This is a genomic window from Chitinolyticbacter meiyuanensis, assembly GCF_008033135.1.
In the GTDB taxonomy this organism is placed as follows: domain Bacteria; phylum Pseudomonadota; class Gammaproteobacteria; order Burkholderiales; family Chitinibacteraceae; genus Chitinolyticbacter; species Chitinolyticbacter meiyuanensis.
The window spans coordinates 4,160,946-4,176,182 of sequence record NZ_CP041335.1 but is presented as its reverse complement, the minus strand read 5'-3'; the positions used below and the strand labels follow the sequence as shown (position 1 = coordinate 4,176,182).

The window sequence follows — 15,237 nt, the reverse complement described above, 5'->3', positions numbered from 1 at the left end:
GGTGGCGGGAATTCACTTAAACTGGCCGTGTCCAATCACAGCCAACCTTACTCCGGATTGTGCCATGGCCTTCACTGAACGCGCGTGCCGACCAGCCCTGTTGTCCCTGCTGCTTGCCTTGGGCCTGAGCGCGTGCGCCACGCCGCAGCCGGCGCAGCAGGCAGCCAGCGAGGTCGCCGAGGCGGATACGCCCGAAGCACCCGAAGTCGAGCCGAGCTATCCATCGCAATCGCTGTCCGAGGATATGCTGCTGCGTTTCCTGGTCGGCGATATCGCGCTGCAGCGTGGCAATACCCAGCTCGCGTCGCAGGCCTGGGCGGAGCTCGCGCAAAAGAGCAGCGATGCGCGTGTGGCCAAGCGTGCCACCGAGGTGGCGATCGCCGCCGGCCAGTTGAACCAGGCGCTGGATGCCTGCGCACGCTGGATCGATGCCGCGCCGCAATCGCCCGAAGCCCGGCAGATCATGGTCAGCCTGCTGATCCGCGCCAATCGCCTGGACGACGCTCGCCCGCACCTTCAGGCCTTGCTGTCGATGCAGCCCAAGGAGGTGGCGCCGTTCCTGCTGCAATTGCATCGGTTGTGGGACAAGCAGACCGATCGCAAGGCGGCACTGAAGTTGACCCAGGAGCTGGCCGCCGGCTATGACGGCCTGCCCGAAGCGCATTTCGCGCTGGCAGTCGCCTATGCCAATGCCGATCTCAAAGCGTCGTCGTTGACCGAACTTGACCGGGTGGATGTGCTGCGTCCGGCATGGGAGCCGTCGCTGCTCTATCGCGCACAGTTGCTGGAAGACCAGCCTGACGCGCAACGTGCATTCCTGGAAAAAGCCGTGCGTGCCGCGCCCAAGTCGGCCGAACTGCAGAATGCATTGGCGCGCAGCTATGCCGAGGCCAAGCGTTACCCGGAAGCAGCTGCGGCCTACGACAAAGCACAGGAGCTGGCACCGGGTGATCTCGAATCGCTGGTCGGCGCTGGCCTTATCGCCATCGAACAGCGGCAGTTTGACAAGGCCAATGCGCTGTTGTCGGCTGCCGTCGCCAAGGCGCCACGCCAGACGCGCAATCTGCATTACTACCTGGGCGTGGTTGCCGAGGAACAACAGCGCTGGCCGGATGCCGTGCGCTGGTACGAAGGAGCGGAAGGCGAGCTCAAGTCCATGGCTGATCGCCATCTGGTGCGCGTCTACGCCAAGCTCGGCCGCGTGGCGGATGCCCAGGCGCTGATTGCCAAGATGCCGGTCGACAGCGCGGACGCCCGTGCCGAGAAGGCGCAGACCGAGGCCCAGCTATGGCGCGAGGCCAAGGATTATGCACGCGCCTATTCGGTGCTCACCGATGCGCTCAAGGCAAGCCCTGATACGCCGGAGCTGTTGTATGACCGCTCACTGATCGCCGATCTGATGAATGATCTTGGCCGTGCCGAGGCCGATCTGCGTCGCTATATCGAGCTCAAGCCCGGCAATGCGATGGGCCTGAATGCACTCGGCTATACGCTGGCCAACCGTTCGACCCGGCTCGACGAAGCCCAAGGCTATCTGGAGCAGGCGATTACGCTGGAGCCGGAGAACCCGGTGATCATCGATAGCCTGGGCTGGTTGCGCTATCGGCAGGGCCGTCTTGCCGAGGCGCGCGAGTTGCTGCAGAAGGCACACGCCAAGCTACCCGATCCGGAAATCGCTGCCCATCTGGCCGAGGTGCTGTGGCAACTTGGCCGCAAGGATGAAGCGCGCAAGGTCTCCACTGCGGCGCAACAGCTCGATCCGCGCAACGACGTGCTGCGCGAGACGGTGCAACGGCTGGGCATGCAGCCTTGAGCGCTTGGCGTTCTGCACTGGCCGTCGGCGCGGTCGCCCTGCTCGCGGGTTGTGCCAGCGTGCCGAGCACGCCGGATGTACCGAGCGACTTCGCGGCGGACGGCCGGCTGGCCGCGCGCGGCGAGGTGGCGGGCCGGCCGGTCAACGAGAGCGCCAATTTTCGCTGGCGTCGTAGCGGCGAGCGGATCGATGTCGAGCTGGGTAGCCCGCTCGGCGACACCCAGGCGCGGTTGGCGGTGACACCCGGCGAGGCGACGCTGACGCTGGCCGACGGCCGCAGCGCCTCTGCGCCCGATGCCGATGCCCTGCTGACGCAGCTCACCGGTCTCGCCTTGCCCGTCTCCTATTTGCGTTGGTGGCTGGAAGGTGAGCCGGCACCGGAGCTGGCGCTCGACGAGCTGGCTGCCGACGGTGCCACCCGCCGCTTTGCCCAGGCAGGCTGGCAGGTGGCGCTGTTCGATGCCACACCCTATCCCAAACGCCTGACACTGAACCGTGAAGGCTTCGAAGTCCGCATCGCTGTCTCCTCCTGGCAATGACCATCTCTTTCCCGTGGCAGGCCTATCCGGCCCCGGCCAAGCTCAACCTGTTCCTGCATATCGTTGGCCGTCGTGACGACGGATACCATCTGCTGCAGTCGGTGTTCCAGCTGATCGATATCGCCGACACCATCCATCTGCGCGTGCGGGATGACGGCGAGATACACCACCACAATCCGATCCCAGGCGTGCCTGCGGACACCGACCTCACCGTGCGGGCGGCCCGCTTGCTGCAGCAGGAAACTGGCTGCCGCCTTGGTGCCGACATCCGCGTCGACAAGCGCCTGCCCATGGGCGGGGGCATCGGCGGCGGCAGCTCCGATGCGGCCACTGTGCTGTTGGCGTTGAACCGGCTCTGGGCGCTGAACCTCGACCGCAGCCGGCTGATGCAGCTGGGTGTGCAGCTGGGGGCCGATGTGCCGTTCTTTATCTTCGGCCGCAATGCCTTCGTTGAGGGTATCGGCGAGGTGATGACGCCGGTGGAGACGCCACGTGGTTGGTACGTCGTGCTGCATCCCGGCATACATGTGCCGACGCCTGCGATCTTCAAATCGACGGCCTTGCGCCGCGATTGCCCGACCGTCTCCGTGCACGGTATCGACTATGCCAAAACGGAAAATGTCATGGAATCAGTGGCTTGCTCGCTGTTCCCGCAAGTGGCGGCGGCGCGGGATTGGCTTGGCCAATATGCGCCGGCACGCATGACCGGCTCCGGCGCATGTGTTTTTGCATTTTTCGCTTCACAAACCGAAAGTAGCTATGTATTATCTCGGTCTCCTGACGAGTTGACCGGCTTCAACGCTAAGACACTCGATCAGCACCCGTTATATGAATACGCTGATTGAAAGATCGACGAATTCATTAGGGGAGTCGCCAAGTTGGTTAAGGCATCGGATTTTGATTCCGACATTCGAGGGTTCGAATCCTTCCTCCCCTGCCAGTTTCAAGAACAGAAAAGCGTGTAATCCCGATTACACGCTTTTCGTTTTTCAAGGCTAGCAAATGGCTTACGACAGCCTCATGGTGTTCACCGGCAATGCTAATCCCAAGCTTGCCGAAAGTGTCGTCAATCACCTCGACATCTCGCTGGGCCGCGCTTCGGTCGGCCGTTTCTCCGATGGCGAAGTGACGGTGGAACTGCTGGAAAACGTGCGCGGTCGTGACGTGTTCGTGTTGCAGTCCACCTGTGTGCCGACCAACGACAACATCATGGAAGTGATGCTGATGGTCGATGCGCTGAAGCGCGCGTCGGCTGGCCGCATCACCGCTGCCATCCCGTATTTCGGCTATGCCCGCCAGGATCGCCGCCCGCGTTCGGCCCGCGTGCCGATTTCGGCCAAGATCATTGCCAACATGCTGCAGGTCGCTGGTGTTGACCGTGTGTTGACCGTCGATGTGCATGCCGACCAGATTCAGGGTTTCTTCGATATCCCGGTCGACAACATCTACTCGACCCCGGTGCTGCTGGCGGATATCCGTGCGCAGAACCACGACAACCTGATGGTGGTAAGCCCGGACGTCGGCGGTGTGCTGCGTGCCCGCGCCATGGCCAAGCAGTTGAATGTCGACATGGCCATCATTGACAAGCGTCGCCCCAAAGCTAACGTGGCCGAGGTGATGCACATCATCGGCGATGTGGCCGATCGCACCTGTGTGATCATCGACGACATGATCGATACCGCCAACACGCTGTGCAAGGCTGCTGCCGCGCTGAAGGCGCATGGTGCCAAGCGCGTGCTGGCTTATGCCACCCACCCGGTGTTCTCGGGCGCTGCAGTCGAGCGTATCCTGCAGTCGGACCTCGACGAAGTGGTGGTGACCGATACCATTCCGCTGTCCGAAGCGGGGCAGGTGTCGGACCGGATTCGTGTCGTTTCGATCGCCGGCCTGCTGGCCGAGACGATGCGCCGCATCAACAACGAGGAATCGGTGTCCTCGCTGTTTGTGGATTAATTGAATGAAAACGGCCTCGCCGATGGCGGGGCCGGCCTTATTTGGGGGAATCGTCCCCCGGATCGGGCGCCACCTGGTCGCGGGATGGCGTCTGTTTTTGACTGGAGCAAGACCATGACCTACGAAATCAGCGCTGAATCGCGCGATCTGCAGGGTACGGGTGCGAGCCGCCGCCTGCGCAAGGCCGGCCAACTGCCCGGCATCGTTTTCGGTGGCAACAAAGAGCCGAAGGCGATTTCGCTCGATCACAACAGCATGTACTACAAGTTGCAGGAAGAAGCGTTCCACACCAACCTCGTGAAGCTGACCGTTGGCGGCGAAACCGAGCAGGTGCTGGTGCGCAACGTGCAATACCACCCGTTCCGCCAGCTGGTGCTGCACGTTGACTTCCAACGCGTCGACGACAGCACCAAGGTTGAACTGAAGGTTCCGCTGCACTTCAAGAACGGCGATACCTCGCCGGGCGTGAAGCTGCAAGGTGGTACCATCAGCCACATCCTGAACGAAGTGTTGGTGCGTTGTGTGGCGACCAAGATCCCCGACTTCGTCGAAGTGGATCTCGGCAACCTCGACGCTGCCCACGGCTCGGTCCACCTGTCGGACCTCAAGCTGCCGGAAGGCGTGGAACTGGTATCGCTGGTTCGCGGCGAAAACCTCGGCGTGGCCAACCTCAACGGTGCCAAGGCCGGCGAGTAATCGCAGACCTGAAGTACAAAAAAGCCGGCGCAAGCCGGCTTTTTTGTTGGGTGGCAAACCGGGGTGAACAGCTCAGTGACGCAGGATATTCGCCACTTCGCGCTGGCCAGTGTCGGCGGCACCGCGATGGCCGGAGCGGCGCAGTGCGGTCAGCCATTCCTCGACCAGTGCTTCGAGCGCTTCACCGTCCTTCAGCGTGGCGAAGCGCTCGGCGAGCTTGGATTCCCAGCTCTCGCCAAGGAATTCACGGGTGATGCGGATCACCACGTGCTGCACTTGGCTCAGTCGTGCGTCGGGGGGCAGCTTGTCATAAGGCGTGTGGACCACCGGGGCGTGCGAGGCAGCGTCGCCCGAAATCGGCATGATCAGATTGAGCTGCTGCAGCAGCCGGATCACGTCGCTCGCACCCGGCATCAGCGAGGCCAGATCGTCGAAGTTGCGACGGCCGTCGACCATGATCAACAGTTGCCGTGCCTTGAGCGGTACTTGGCCGCTGCGTTCGGTCAATTCGCGTTGGCCCAGTTCGGTTTTCTGGTAGACAGTTGCCATTTCGCCTTCCCCCAACAGTATCGCTGTTTTCTAATTTAGGGGAAGAGTACCGCGCTGCACAGCATTTGCTTACATTTTTAAGCCAAAAATCTCGGCCTTTGCCGACAAACGGTTTATTCTTGGCGCCATGCTGTCTCGAATATACGTTTCTCTACAATGCGCCGTAAGAGTGTAGGCCGGACAAGAACATGTTGACGCCGATGAAGGCAAAGGTGGTGACCAGCAGACCGACGACCGACCACCAGGCCAGCACGGTACCCCGCCAGCCCTTGACCAGCCGCACATGCAGCCAGGCGGCATAGTTCAGCCAGACGATCAGTGCCCAGGTCTCTTTCGGATCCCAGCTCCAGTAGCCGCCCCAGGCCTCTGCCGCCCACAGCGCACCGAGGATGGTGGCGATGGTAAAGAACAGGAAGCCGACGGCAATGGCCTTATACGACACCTCGTCCAGCGTTTCCGGCCTGGGCAGGAAGCTTGCCAGCACGCCACGATTCAAGGCCAGCAGCACCATGCCGGCTGCAGCCAGGATGAACAGCGCGACAAAGCCGGTGCCGGCGCCCAGCGCGGGGAACCAGGTGCTGCCCTGGATCTGGAATGCGATGCCCGCCGTTGCCAGCAACCCAGCAAGGCCGTAGAGCGGCAGTTTCCGGCTGGCGGGCAGCGCCTCGCCCGGTACGGCCAGCAGCCACGCCATGCCCAGCATGGCCGCAAGGCCGAATGCGCCGTAGCCGACGAAGTTGGCCGGGACGTGGATCTTCATCCACCACGATTGCAGGGCCGGGATCAGCGGCTGGATCTCATGGGCCTGGCGATCGAGGCTGTACCACAGGATGAAGCAGACGGCGGCGGAGATCACCAGCAGTACGAAGGCGCCCATGGCGCGTGCCTGGAACTTGGCTTCGTAGTAGAGGTACATCAGCGCCGTGATCAGGCAGAACAGCACGAATACTTCGTACAGGTTGGAAACCGGGATGTGGCCGACATCGGCGCCGATCAGATAGCTCTCGTACCAGCGCACCAGCTTGGAAACGAGTGCGGCGGCAGCGGCGGCCCAGGTAAGGCCGGAGGCGATGGAGAGCGCGGTGGCGGAGCGGCGCAGCAGCCCCAGCCAGTACAGCGCGGTGGCGAGGAAGAACAGCACGCACATCCACATCACGGCCGATTGGCTCGACAGCATGAACTTGAGGCCGAACACCGTCTGGCCCCGAGCCAGCTCGCCCTGGTACAGCGCGATGGCGCCGAGTGCGATGACGGTACAGACAGGCAGGAATACGCGCATTGGTCGCCAGAACCAGCCGAACCAGATGATGCCGCCGACCGATGCCGCCAGAATGCCCTGCTCGTAGTAGTCCATGAACTCGCGATAGCGGCTGAACGCGATAAAGCCGGCCGCAATCACCAGGAGGGCAAAGGCGAAATCGAGCGGGCTGCGCCGCAACAGAGGGATGGGGGCGTTCATGGAGATTCCTTGTCTTCGGGCAGCAACGCGGCCACGTGACGGGCAAAGCTGCGATCGAGTTCGCCATCGTGGCGGTTGGCAGTCATCGCGACCAGCGTGCGGCCATTTGACGCGCGCAGCCACAGCCGCTCCTCGCGCAGGTAGAACATGCAGTAGATACCGATCACCAGCAACAGGCAGCCCAGGTAGACGATGGCCTGGCCGGGCGCGCGCGCCAGCTGGAAGCCGCTGGCCTGCACCTGTTCGAAGCCGGTGAACTGCAGGTAGACGGGGCCGCCGTACTCAAACATGCCGCTCGCGGCAACCAGGCTGTCCATCAGGAAGCGATATTGCTTGGTGTCGACCGCGATGGGGGCGAGCCCAGCCTGCTGTTGTGCCAGATCCATCGCATCGATGGCGGCCCCCTGCAGGATCTTCAGATAGGTCTGCGCCACCGTATCGCGCTGGGCGGCCGGCACCTTGGCCTTGAGGAAGGCATCGAGTGACGGGAAGCCGCCACGGCCGAACTGCGCCAGCACATTCTGCGTCACCTGTTCGAACTGTTCGCGGTTGGTGGCGGAGAAGCCACCACCCTGGAAGGCCTTCTCCGCGGTGCGGCGGGCGATTTCGGGGAACTGCGTTGGATCGAGCAGCGCGGCGCGCAGCCGCAGGAAGGTGGCGGGGCTGGCCTCGGCATCGAGCGGAATGCGCACAAAGGCGAACTGCTCGGCCACCTCGCGGCGCAGGCCGGTGAGCTGGTACAACGCGTCGTTCTCGGCGAAGGGGGCGAGGTAGTTCAGATATTCGACTGCCTGGCCGGCATCGTCGCGCAGCTTGAACTGGATCGATGGCCCCAGATTGCGCAGATTGTGTTCGCCCTTCACCGATTGCGCCTCGGTCAGCGCCTGCTCGAAGCGGCTGACCGCAACGGTCGATGTTTCCTTTTGCGTGCGCCCGAGGTTCTCGATATTGAACACGCGCAGGTCGCCGAACTCGAGCTTGTAGCTGCGCCCGTCGATGGACAGCGCCTGTGCGCTTTGCGATTGGGCTGCCAGCGGCTGCGGCGCGGGCTTGCCGCCGAGCGGCCATAGCTGCAGCGTAAGCGGCGAGCCGCCATCACCGAAGCTGGCCTGGTAAATGGCCACACCGTCGTATACCAGTGGCTTGTTCACCTCGATGGTGGCGCTCTTGAGTACCTGTCCACTCTTGCGGTCGAGCACGTCGACGTCGGAGGCGAAGCGCTTGGGCTGGCCGGTGCTGTAGTGCTCGACATGGAAGCGCTTGAGCCGCAGCGCGAACGGCAGGTCCTGGACGAAATAGCCCTGGCCGGAATTGAGGAAGATGACGTCGCCGGTGCCGCCTTCCGGCAAGGTCACGTTGCCGCGGAACGCGAGGTTGTCCATCGGCAGCCGGCTTTGCGGCGGTACCTGGCTTTGTGGCAGATCGCGGGTTTCCGCCACCTTGCTGCCGGTGAGCTCGCGCAGCTTGAGCGGCAGGTTGCCATCAAGCAGGCCGCCGATGCAGATCACCACGATGGCGGCATGGGCGAAGAAATAGCCAAGGCGCTGGCCGGCGCCCTTCTTGGCGGCGATGACGCGTACGCCCTCGGCCTCACGCTCGCGAAAGCGGAAACCCTGTGCGGCGAGATACTGCCGGGCCTGCACCGCATCGAGTTCGCGATCGGCTTCGGCATGATGGGCCATCAATCGCAGCGAATTGTGGCTGGCGTTCTCCCGGAAGCTCTTGATATCGCGCAGCATGCCGGGCAGGTGGCGCCAGATGCACAGCGAGATCGAGATGACCAGGAACAGCAGCAGCAGCAGGAACCAGCTGGCGTGGTAGACATCGAACAGGCCGAGCGGCTCGAAGAAGCGGAACCAGAAATCACCGAACTCGATGCGGTAGTTCACATACGGTTCGTTCTGCTTGAGCACCGTGCCGATGACGGCGGCGATGGCCAGCACCACGAGTAGGCCGATGGCGAAGCGCATCGACGACAGCAGGTCGAACAAGGCGCGGCCAAAAGAGAGATGTTTGAGGCGTTTATCGGTCATAAAAGCGACAAGGGGCGTGCAAACGCCCCTTGTGATTGGTACGGTCCCCGGCTTAGGGCCGGTAAGGCCGGATTAGTTCAGGGCCTGGATGTATTCCGAGACAGCCTTGATCTCGGCATCCGACAGCTTGGCGGCGACCTGGGTCATCACGGTGTTGTTGGCGCGCTCGCCCGAGCGGAAGGCCTTGAGCTGGGCTTCGGTATAGCTGTTGTGCTGACCGGCCACGCGCGGGAATTGGGCCGGGATGCCGGCGCCGTTCGGGCTGTGGCAGGCCATACAGGCCGGTACGCCCTTGGCTGCGATGCCGCCGCGATAGATTTTCTTGCCGGCTTCGATCAGCGCCTTGTCCGAAGCGCCCTTGGCCTTCGGTTGCTGAGCGGCGAAGTAGGCGGCGACATTCTTCATATCGGCGTCGGACAGCGGGCTGGCCATGCCGAGCATCACCGGGTTCTTGCGAACCTGCTTCTTGAACTCGGTCAGTTGCTTGACGATATATTCGGGGTGCTGACCGGCGAGATTGGGGTTGGCCGCGGCCACGCTGTTGCCGTCGGCGCCATGACAGGCAGCACAGACGGTATCGACGATCTGCTTGCCCTTGGCCGGATCACCCTTGCCGGCTGCGAATACGGAAGGGCTCATCAGCACTGCTGCAAGCGTTGCGACGAATACTGCGGCCTTAGGCGCACTGCGCATAACCCTGCTCCCTCAAATCTATTGTTGTCGCGGCCTTCCGGCCGGCATGCGATCAAATCCTGTTATTCTATACGAAGACTTTTCACCCCACCACACACCATGTCCCTGTTCCGCGGCCTGCAATTTCTTACCACCGTCAACGACTTGCGTACCTTGCCGCAAGAAGGCGTTGAAGTGGCTTTCGCCGGGCGTTCCAACGCGGGCAAGTCCAGCGCGATCAATACGCTGGCCAATCACACGCGCCTCGCTTTCGTCTCCAAGACGCCGGGACGCACGCAGCATATCAACTACTTCGATTTTGGTGCAGAACGTCGGCTGGTCGATCTGCCAGGCTACGGCTACGCGGAAGTGCCGGCGGCCGTGCGTGCGCATTGGGAAAAGTTGCTCGGGCAGTATCTGGTGGGACGGAGCAACCTGATCGGCCTTGTGCTGATCATGGATGCGCGCCGGCCGCTCACTGAACTTGATCGGCGCATGCTCGACTGGTTCCTGCCCACCGGCAAGCCGGTGCACTGCCTGTTGACCAAGGCGGACAAGCTGTCGCGCCAGGAGCAGACCAAGATCCTGCGGGAAGTGGAAAAGGAATTCGACGGTCAGCCGCAGCTCACGGTGCAGCTGTTTTCCAGCCTGAAGAAGCAGGGCATGGAGAAAGTCGAGGAAGTGGTGGGGGCTTGGTTTGCTGCGGCCGCCGGCGACATGACAGACGGTGCTTAGTCTGGCTTGAACTTTCTTAACGGATTCCTATCTTATGAGTCAGGTGCGCCCCTGCACCTCCCGCTTTTCCTCCCTGAGCGGGTGCCCTGGCTACATGCCAGGGCCGTTATGCCCCGGTCACTCTCCCCTTGGACCGGGGTTTCTTTTTGTATGTCGCCACGCAGCTGCCGAGTAAAAGAAAAACGCGCCGTCAGGCGCGTTTTTCTTTTGGTTCAAACCTGGGTTACAAGCCAAGCCGCTGGCAGACAGTACTGACCGCGCCCGAGGCATTGAGCGTGTAGAAATGCAGGCCGGGCGCACCGCCCGCCACCAGCTTGTCGCACAGCTCGGTGACCACGTCGAGCCCGTAGGCGCGGATGGCCGCCGAGTCATCGCCGAACGAGGCCAGCCGCAAACGCAGCCAGCGCGGGATCTCGGCGCCGCACATGTCGGAGAAGCGCGAGAGTTGGCTGAAGTTCTGGATCGGCATGATGCCGGGGTAAATCGGCACGTTCACGCCGCGGGCGCGTACTTCGTCGACGAAGCGGAAGTAAGCATCGGCGTTGAAGAAGTACTGTGTGATCGCGGCATCGGCGCCGGCGTTGACCTTGGCGACGAAATTGCGGATGTCGGCCTCGGCGTTGGCCGATTGCGGATGGTATTCCGGGTAGGCCGCGACTTCGATGCGGAACCAGTCGCCATGCTGCTCGCGGATGAAGGCGACCAGTTCGTTGGCGTAGCGGAATTCACCGACGTCGACCATGCCGGACGGAATGTCGCCGCGTAGCGCGACGATGCGGCGGATGCCGTGTTCGCGGTAGTCGGCGAGCAAGGCCGCGATGGCCTCGCGGGTGGAGCCGATGCACGACAGGTGTGGCGCGGCGCTGAAGCCTTCGCGCTGGATTTCCAGCACGGCATTGCGCGTGCCTTCCTGCGTGGTGCCGCCGGCACCGAAGGTCACCGAGAAGAACTCGGGTTTGAACTGTGCCAGTGCCTGACGGGTGGCGCGCAGTTTTTCCACGCCTTCCTGGGTCTTGGGCGGGAAGAATTCGAAGCTGATGTGGGATTTGCTTGTAGTCATCGCAGCGTCCGGGGAAGCGACAGCACCGGTTTGGCCCGGTGCCGGTCTCGCATCAATAGCGGTAGTGGGCCGGCTTGAACGGGCCTTCCTTGGGCACGCCGATGTAGGCGGCCTGCTCATCCGACAGCGTGGTGAGCTTGGCGCCGATCTTCTTCAGGTGCAGGCGGGCGACCATCTCGTCCAGATGCTTGGGCAGCACGTACACGCCGACCGGGTACTGATCGAGCTTGGTAAAGAGCTCGATTTGCGCCAGCACTTGGTTGGCAAACGAGTTGGACATCACGAAGCTGGGGTGGCCGGTGGCGCAGCCCAGGTTCACCAAGCGACCTTCGGCCAACAGGATGATGCGTTTTCCGTCCGGGAAGACGATGTGGTCGACCTGCGGCTTGATGTTGTCCCAGTCGTACTGGCGCAGACTGGCAACCTCGATTTCGCTGTCGAAGTGGCCGATGTTGCAGACGATGGCGTTGTGGCGCATGCGCTTCATGTGATCGTGCGTGATCACGCCGACGTTGCCGGTGGTGGTAACGAAGATGTCGGCTTCGCCGGCGATCTCATCCATCAGCACCACGCGATAGCCTTCCATGGCGGCCTGCAGGGCGCAGATCGGGTCGATCTCGGTGACCCACACGGTGGCGCCGAGGCCGCGCAGCGATTGGGCGCAGCCCTTGCCTACGTCACCGTAGCCCAGCACCACGGCGACCTTGCCGGCGATCATCACATCGGTGGCGCGTTTGATGCCGTCGACCAGCGATTCGCGGCAGCCGTACAGGTTGTCGAACTTGGACTTGGTGACCGAATCGTTGACGTTGATCGCCGGGAACGCGAGCTTGCCTTGCTCGTGCATTTGATAGAGGCGGTGCACGCCGGTGGTGGTTTCCTCGGTTACACCCTTGATGGCGGCCAAGCGGGTGGAATACCACTTCGAGTCCTTGGCGATCTGCGCTTTGATCGCGGCGTAGAGCACGGTTTCTTCTTCGTTGGTCGGGTTGGCGACCAGTGACAGATCCGATTCCGCGCGCGCGCCCAGATGCAGCAGCAGCGTGGCATCGCCGCCGTCATCGAGGATCATGTTGGCGTACTGGCCGTTGCCGAAATCGAAGATGCGGTGGGTGAAATCCCAGTACTCTTCGAGCGATTCGCCCTTGTAGGCGAACACCGGCGTGCCGGCGGCGGCGATGGCAGCGGCGGCGTGGTCCTGTGTCGAAAAGATGTTGCACGATACCCAGCGCACGTCGGCGCCCAGTGCCTGCAGTGCCTCGATCAGCACGCCGGTCTGGATGGTCATGTGCAGGCTGCCTGCGATGCGCGCACCCTTCAGCGGCTGCTGGGCGCCGTACTGTTCGCGCACGGCCATCAGGCCCGGCATTTCGGTTTCGGCAATGTTCAGTTCCTTGCGGCCCCAGGCGGCAAGGCTGATGTCGGCAACGTGGTAATCGGTGAATTCGGCCACGGTGGTACTCCTGTGTGGCCGGGGGGATGCGGCCCACCCGTCATCCCAAGCCCGGCGAGGGTTGGAAGGGGTGAGCGCCGTTGTGATGAATCCGAGCCTGGCCCGCTAGGGTGCGGATCGCAGCGCTCCTCGGAATGCCGGCATGATATCGAATCAGCTGTCGCTTGCCGAGCCCGTCGCGACTTGCGGCTGCCGCGTCACCATTACCTGGTCGATGCGCATGCGGTCGACGTCGACCACCTCGAAGCGGTAACCGGCGATGTCCACTGCCTCGGCCTTGCGCGGCAGCTTCTTCAGCGACCACATCAACAGGCCGGCCACCGTCTCGTAGTTTTCCTCGTGCGGCAGCGTATCGATGGCGAGCGCCTTCTTCAGGTCGTCGACCGGGGTGGCGCCGTCGACCAGCCAGGAATTGGCATCGCGTTGCACGATCTGCTCGTCGTCCGGGTCGAGGTCGCTGCCGATCAGGTGGCTGGTCACATCATTCAGGGTGATCACGCCGACGACGAGCGCGTATTCGTTCACGACCACAGCGAAATCATCGTGCGCCTCGCGAAAGCGCTCCAGCATGTCGGCCAGCGACAGCGTGTCGGGCACTGCCAGCAACTTATCGGGGTTGAGCCCGCCGGCCAGTTGCGCGCTGCCGCTGGCCAGTACCCGCGCCAGCAGGTGCTTGGCATCGACGCAGGCATAGGCGGTATCAATGCCGTCGCGGCACAGCGGATACTTGGCGTGCGGTGCGGCGGTGATCTTGGCGCGCAGCGCGGCGTCGTCATCGCCATCGTCGAAGTAGACCAACTGCTCGCGCGGCGTCATTGCCGAGGTGACGAAGCGCTCGGCGAGCTCGAACACATTCTCGATCACCGAATGCTCGGTGCGCGCCACCGTGCCCGCAGCGGCGCCAGCCTCGATCACCGCGACGATCTCGTCGGCCGTCACCGATTCGTCGCGGCGGGCCGGCAGCTTGAACGCGCGCAGGATGGCACTGGCGATGCCGTCGAACACCAGCACCAGCGGGCGCAACAACCATACCAGCGTCTGCATCGGCTGTACCACCGCCATCGCCAGTCGCTCGGGTGCGAGCATGGCCAGCCGCTTGGGAATGAGGTCGGCGAACTGGATGAAGAGGCCGGTGGTCAGCGCAAAAGTAACCAGGAAGCTGAAGCGCGCGGCATGCTCGGGGTTGCCCTGCCATTGCAAGAACCAGTCGCGGGCACGCTCGGAGAACACGGCATCGCCGACCAGGCCGCCGAGGATGGCGACCGCGTTGACCCCGATCTGCACCACGGTGAAGAAATCACCGGGGCGTTGCTGCAGCTCCAGCACCCGCTGCGCCGCGAGCTGCCCTTCATCGGCCAGTGCCTGCAGGCGAAAGCGTCGCGCCGCTGCGAGCGAGATCTCGGCAATGGAGAAGAAGGCGCTGGCAAGCAGCAGTACCAGCAGGATGAAAAGGCCGTTGGTCAACGTCATGGCAGGATTCCGGGATGCCTGTGGAGCATAGCGCAAAGCACGCTTCTTCCTGCCTTGGGCTGCGCGTGCATCAGCCACCAGCTATGCGGAGTGTTAATTTTTCAGTGCGGTGAATCAAAAGCGACGAGTAAGGTGAAAAGGCCTCTTCTGCGAAAGGAGTACTCCCATGCTGAAACATACTCTCTCTGCCCTTGCGGGTGCCCTGCTGCTGGCGGGGGTGCACGTCCAAGCGGACAACGTGGCGCCGGAAACTGCTACGGGTGCCAACAAGGAGCAGCACACTGAACAGAGCAAGAAAAGCCCTTCCGAACGCCGCGCTGGCATTCGCAAGATGGCGCAGGAGTCGTTGAACGAGATCTATGCCAAGCATCCGAAGGCCAAGGATGACATCGCCAAGGCCGCCGGTTATGCGGTGTTCAATACCGGCAGCGTGCAGGTGGTGTTCCTCGGCGCCGGTGGTGGCGAAGGTGTGGCCGTCAGCGGCGGCAAAGAAACCTTCATGAATGTGGTGCAGGCTAAGGCTGGCCTGGGTCTGGGCGCCAAGAATTCGCGCCTGGTGCTGGTGTTCACCGATGCTGCGGCTTACAAGAAGTTCATCACCAAGGGTTGGACGCTGGAAGGCCAGGGCACGGCTGCCGCCAAGGCTGGCGACGCTGGTGGCGATGTCACGGGCGCTGCACCGATTGCCAAGGGTGTCTATGCCTACCAGTTCACCGAGAACGGCCTGACCGCCGAAGTGACGGTGGCAGGCGGCAAGTATTCGGTCGACAAGGAGCTGAACCGCGGTAAGTAGATCGCCGCCGCT

14 protein-coding genes, 1 tRNA gene and 1 riboswitch are annotated in these 15,237 nt (G+C 62.9%); of the genes, 8 read left to right on the top strand and 7 right to left on the bottom strand.

What is annotated here, in order from left to right; genetic code table 11:
* The first annotated feature begins 64 nt into the window (after window positions 1-64).
* The 6 genes from FLM21_RS19915 (at window position 65) to FLM21_RS19890 (ending at window position 5,001) form a co-directional block, all read left to right on the top strand.
* Window positions 65-1,813 (top strand): tetratricopeptide repeat protein, encoded by a 1,749-nt coding sequence (locus tag FLM21_RS19915; protein WP_187360007.1) that lies wholly within the window; start codon window positions 65-67, stop codon window positions 1,811-1,813.
* A complete protein-coding gene (lolB, locus tag FLM21_RS19910) occupies window positions 1,810-2,352 on the top strand; it encodes a lipoprotein insertase outer membrane protein LolB (RefSeq protein WP_148717249.1) in 543 nt (180 codons plus the stop codon). Before FLM21_RS19915 ends, lolB begins: the two co-directional genes overlap by 4 nt.
* Window positions 2,349-3,197, top strand: coding sequence for a 4-(cytidine 5'-diphospho)-2-C-methyl-D-erythritol kinase (gene ispE / locus FLM21_RS19905; RefSeq protein ID WP_148717248.1), 849 nt, complete (start codon window positions 2,349-2,351; stop codon window positions 3,195-3,197). Before lolB ends, ispE begins: the two co-directional genes overlap by 4 nt.
* An 18-nt stretch (window positions 3,198-3,215) precedes the next feature.
* A tRNA-Gln gene (locus FLM21_RS19900) sits at window positions 3,216-3,292 on the top strand.
* 62 nt (window positions 3,293-3,354) lie between these two features.
* Window positions 3,355-4,305 carry a ribose-phosphate pyrophosphokinase gene (locus FLM21_RS19895; RefSeq protein WP_148717247.1) on the top strand — a complete coding sequence of 317 codons (951 nt, stop codon included), beginning with the start codon at window positions 3,355-3,357 and terminating at the stop codon, window positions 4,303-4,305.
* A 114-nt stretch (window positions 4,306-4,419) separates the two neighbouring features.
* Complete coding sequence (locus tag FLM21_RS19890; protein ID WP_148717246.1) at window positions 4,420-5,001, top strand: 50S ribosomal protein L25/general stress protein Ctc; 582 nt, start codon at window positions 4,420-4,422, stop codon at window positions 4,999-5,001.
* A gap of 72 nt (window positions 5,002-5,073) precedes the next feature.
* On the opposite strand, the gene FLM21_RS19885 is transcribed toward FLM21_RS19890, so the two are convergent.
* The 4 genes from FLM21_RS19885 to FLM21_RS19870 form a co-directional block, all read right to left on the bottom strand.
* Window positions 5,074-5,550, bottom strand: coding sequence for a hypothetical protein (locus FLM21_RS19885; protein WP_148717245.1), 477 nt, complete (start codon window positions 5,548-5,550; stop codon window positions 5,074-5,076).
* A 151-nt stretch (window positions 5,551-5,701) separates the two neighbouring features.
* Window positions 5,702-7,009: a c-type cytochrome biogenesis protein CcsB gene (ccsB, locus tag FLM21_RS19880; protein WP_148717244.1), complete on the bottom strand. Its 1,308-nt coding sequence runs from the start codon at window positions 7,007-7,009 to the stop codon at window positions 5,702-5,704.
* The gene (locus FLM21_RS19875) at window positions 7,006-9,042 is read right to left on the bottom strand and encodes a cytochrome c biogenesis protein ResB (protein ID WP_148717243.1); all 2,037 of its coding nucleotides are present in this window, start codon (window positions 9,040-9,042) and stop codon (window positions 7,006-7,008) included. Before FLM21_RS19875 ends, ccsB begins: the two co-directional genes overlap by 4 nt.
* Window positions 9,043-9,114: 72 nt before the next feature.
* Window positions 9,115-9,681, bottom strand: coding sequence for a c-type cytochrome (locus FLM21_RS19870; RefSeq protein WP_246120768.1), 567 nt, complete (start codon window positions 9,679-9,681; stop codon window positions 9,115-9,117).
* A gap of 153 nt (window positions 9,682-9,834) precedes the next feature.
* On the opposite strand from FLM21_RS19870, the gene yihA reads away from it, so the two are divergent.
* Window positions 9,835-10,449: a ribosome biogenesis GTP-binding protein YihA/YsxC gene (gene yihA / locus FLM21_RS19865; RefSeq protein WP_148717241.1), complete on the top strand. Its 615-nt coding sequence runs from the start codon at window positions 9,835-9,837 to the stop codon at window positions 10,447-10,449.
* A 223-nt stretch (window positions 10,450-10,672) separates the two neighbouring features.
* Here the strand turns inward: yihA and metF are convergent, their stop codons facing one another.
* The 3 genes from metF to paeA form a co-directional block, all read right to left on the bottom strand.
* Window positions 10,673-11,509, bottom strand: a complete 837-nt coding sequence (gene metF, locus FLM21_RS19860; protein ID WP_148717240.1) for a methylenetetrahydrofolate reductase [NAD(P)H] — start codon at window positions 11,507-11,509, stop codon at window positions 10,673-10,675.
* A gap of 52 nt (window positions 11,510-11,561) precedes the next feature.
* Complete coding sequence (gene ahcY / locus FLM21_RS19855; RefSeq protein WP_148717239.1) at window positions 11,562-12,962, bottom strand: adenosylhomocysteinase; 1,401 nt, start codon at window positions 12,960-12,962, stop codon at window positions 11,562-11,564.
* Window positions 12,963-13,027: 65 nt separating this feature from the next.
* Window positions 13,028-13,099: riboswitch (S-adenosyl-L-homocysteine riboswitch) on the bottom strand.
* Between the two features lie 16 nt (window positions 13,100-13,115).
* On the bottom strand, window positions 13,116-14,432 hold the full coding sequence (gene paeA, locus FLM21_RS19850) for a polyamine export protein PaeA (RefSeq protein WP_148717238.1): 1,317 nt from the start codon (window positions 14,430-14,432) through the stop codon (window positions 13,116-13,118).
* A 166-nt stretch (window positions 14,433-14,598) separates the two neighbouring features.
* Between paeA and FLM21_RS19845 the strand changes: the two genes are divergently transcribed.
* Window positions 14,599-15,225, top strand: coding sequence for a YSC84-related protein (locus FLM21_RS19845; protein WP_148717237.1), 627 nt, complete (start codon window positions 14,599-14,601; stop codon window positions 15,223-15,225).
* Window positions 15,226-15,237: the final 12 nt, after the last annotated feature.

Coding starts and splice junctions, on each gene's coding strand:
- FLM21_RS19890 (WP_148717246.1), top strand. CDS start 4,420: ATGACCTACGAAATCAGCGCTGAATCGCGCGATCTGCAGGGTACGGGT.
- paeA (WP_148717238.1), bottom strand. CDS start 14,432: ATGACGTTGACCAACGGCCTTTTCATCCTGCTGGTACTGCTGCTTGCC.
- FLM21_RS19875 (WP_148717243.1), bottom strand. CDS start 9,042: ATGACCGATAAACGCCTCAAACATCTCTCTTTTGGCCGCGCCTTGTTC.
- FLM21_RS19885 (WP_148717245.1), bottom strand. CDS start 5,550: ATGGCAACTGTCTACCAGAAAACCGAACTGGGCCAACGCGAATTGACC.
- FLM21_RS19915 (WP_187360007.1), top strand. CDS start 65: ATGGCCTTCACTGAACGCGCGTGCCGACCAGCCCTGTTGTCCCTGCTG.
- FLM21_RS19845 (WP_148717237.1), top strand. CDS start 14,599: ATGCTGAAACATACTCTCTCTGCCCTTGCGGGTGCCCTGCTGCTGGCG.
- FLM21_RS19895 (WP_148717247.1), top strand. CDS start 3,355: ATGGCTTACGACAGCCTCATGGTGTTCACCGGCAATGCTAATCCCAAG.
- ispE (WP_148717248.1), top strand. CDS start 2,349: ATGACCATCTCTTTCCCGTGGCAGGCCTATCCGGCCCCGGCCAAGCTC.
- FLM21_RS19870 (WP_246120768.1), bottom strand. CDS start 9,681: ATGAGCCCTTCCGTATTCGCAGCCGGCAAGGGTGATCCGGCCAAGGGC.
- metF (WP_148717240.1), bottom strand. CDS start 11,509: ATGACTACAAGCAAATCCCACATCAGCTTCGAATTCTTCCCGCCCAAG.
- ccsB (WP_148717244.1), bottom strand. CDS start 7,009: ATGAACGCCCCCATCCCTCTGTTGCGGCGCAGCCCGCTCGATTTCGCC.
- yihA (WP_148717241.1), top strand. CDS start 9,835: ATGTCCCTGTTCCGCGGCCTGCAATTTCTTACCACCGTCAACGACTTG.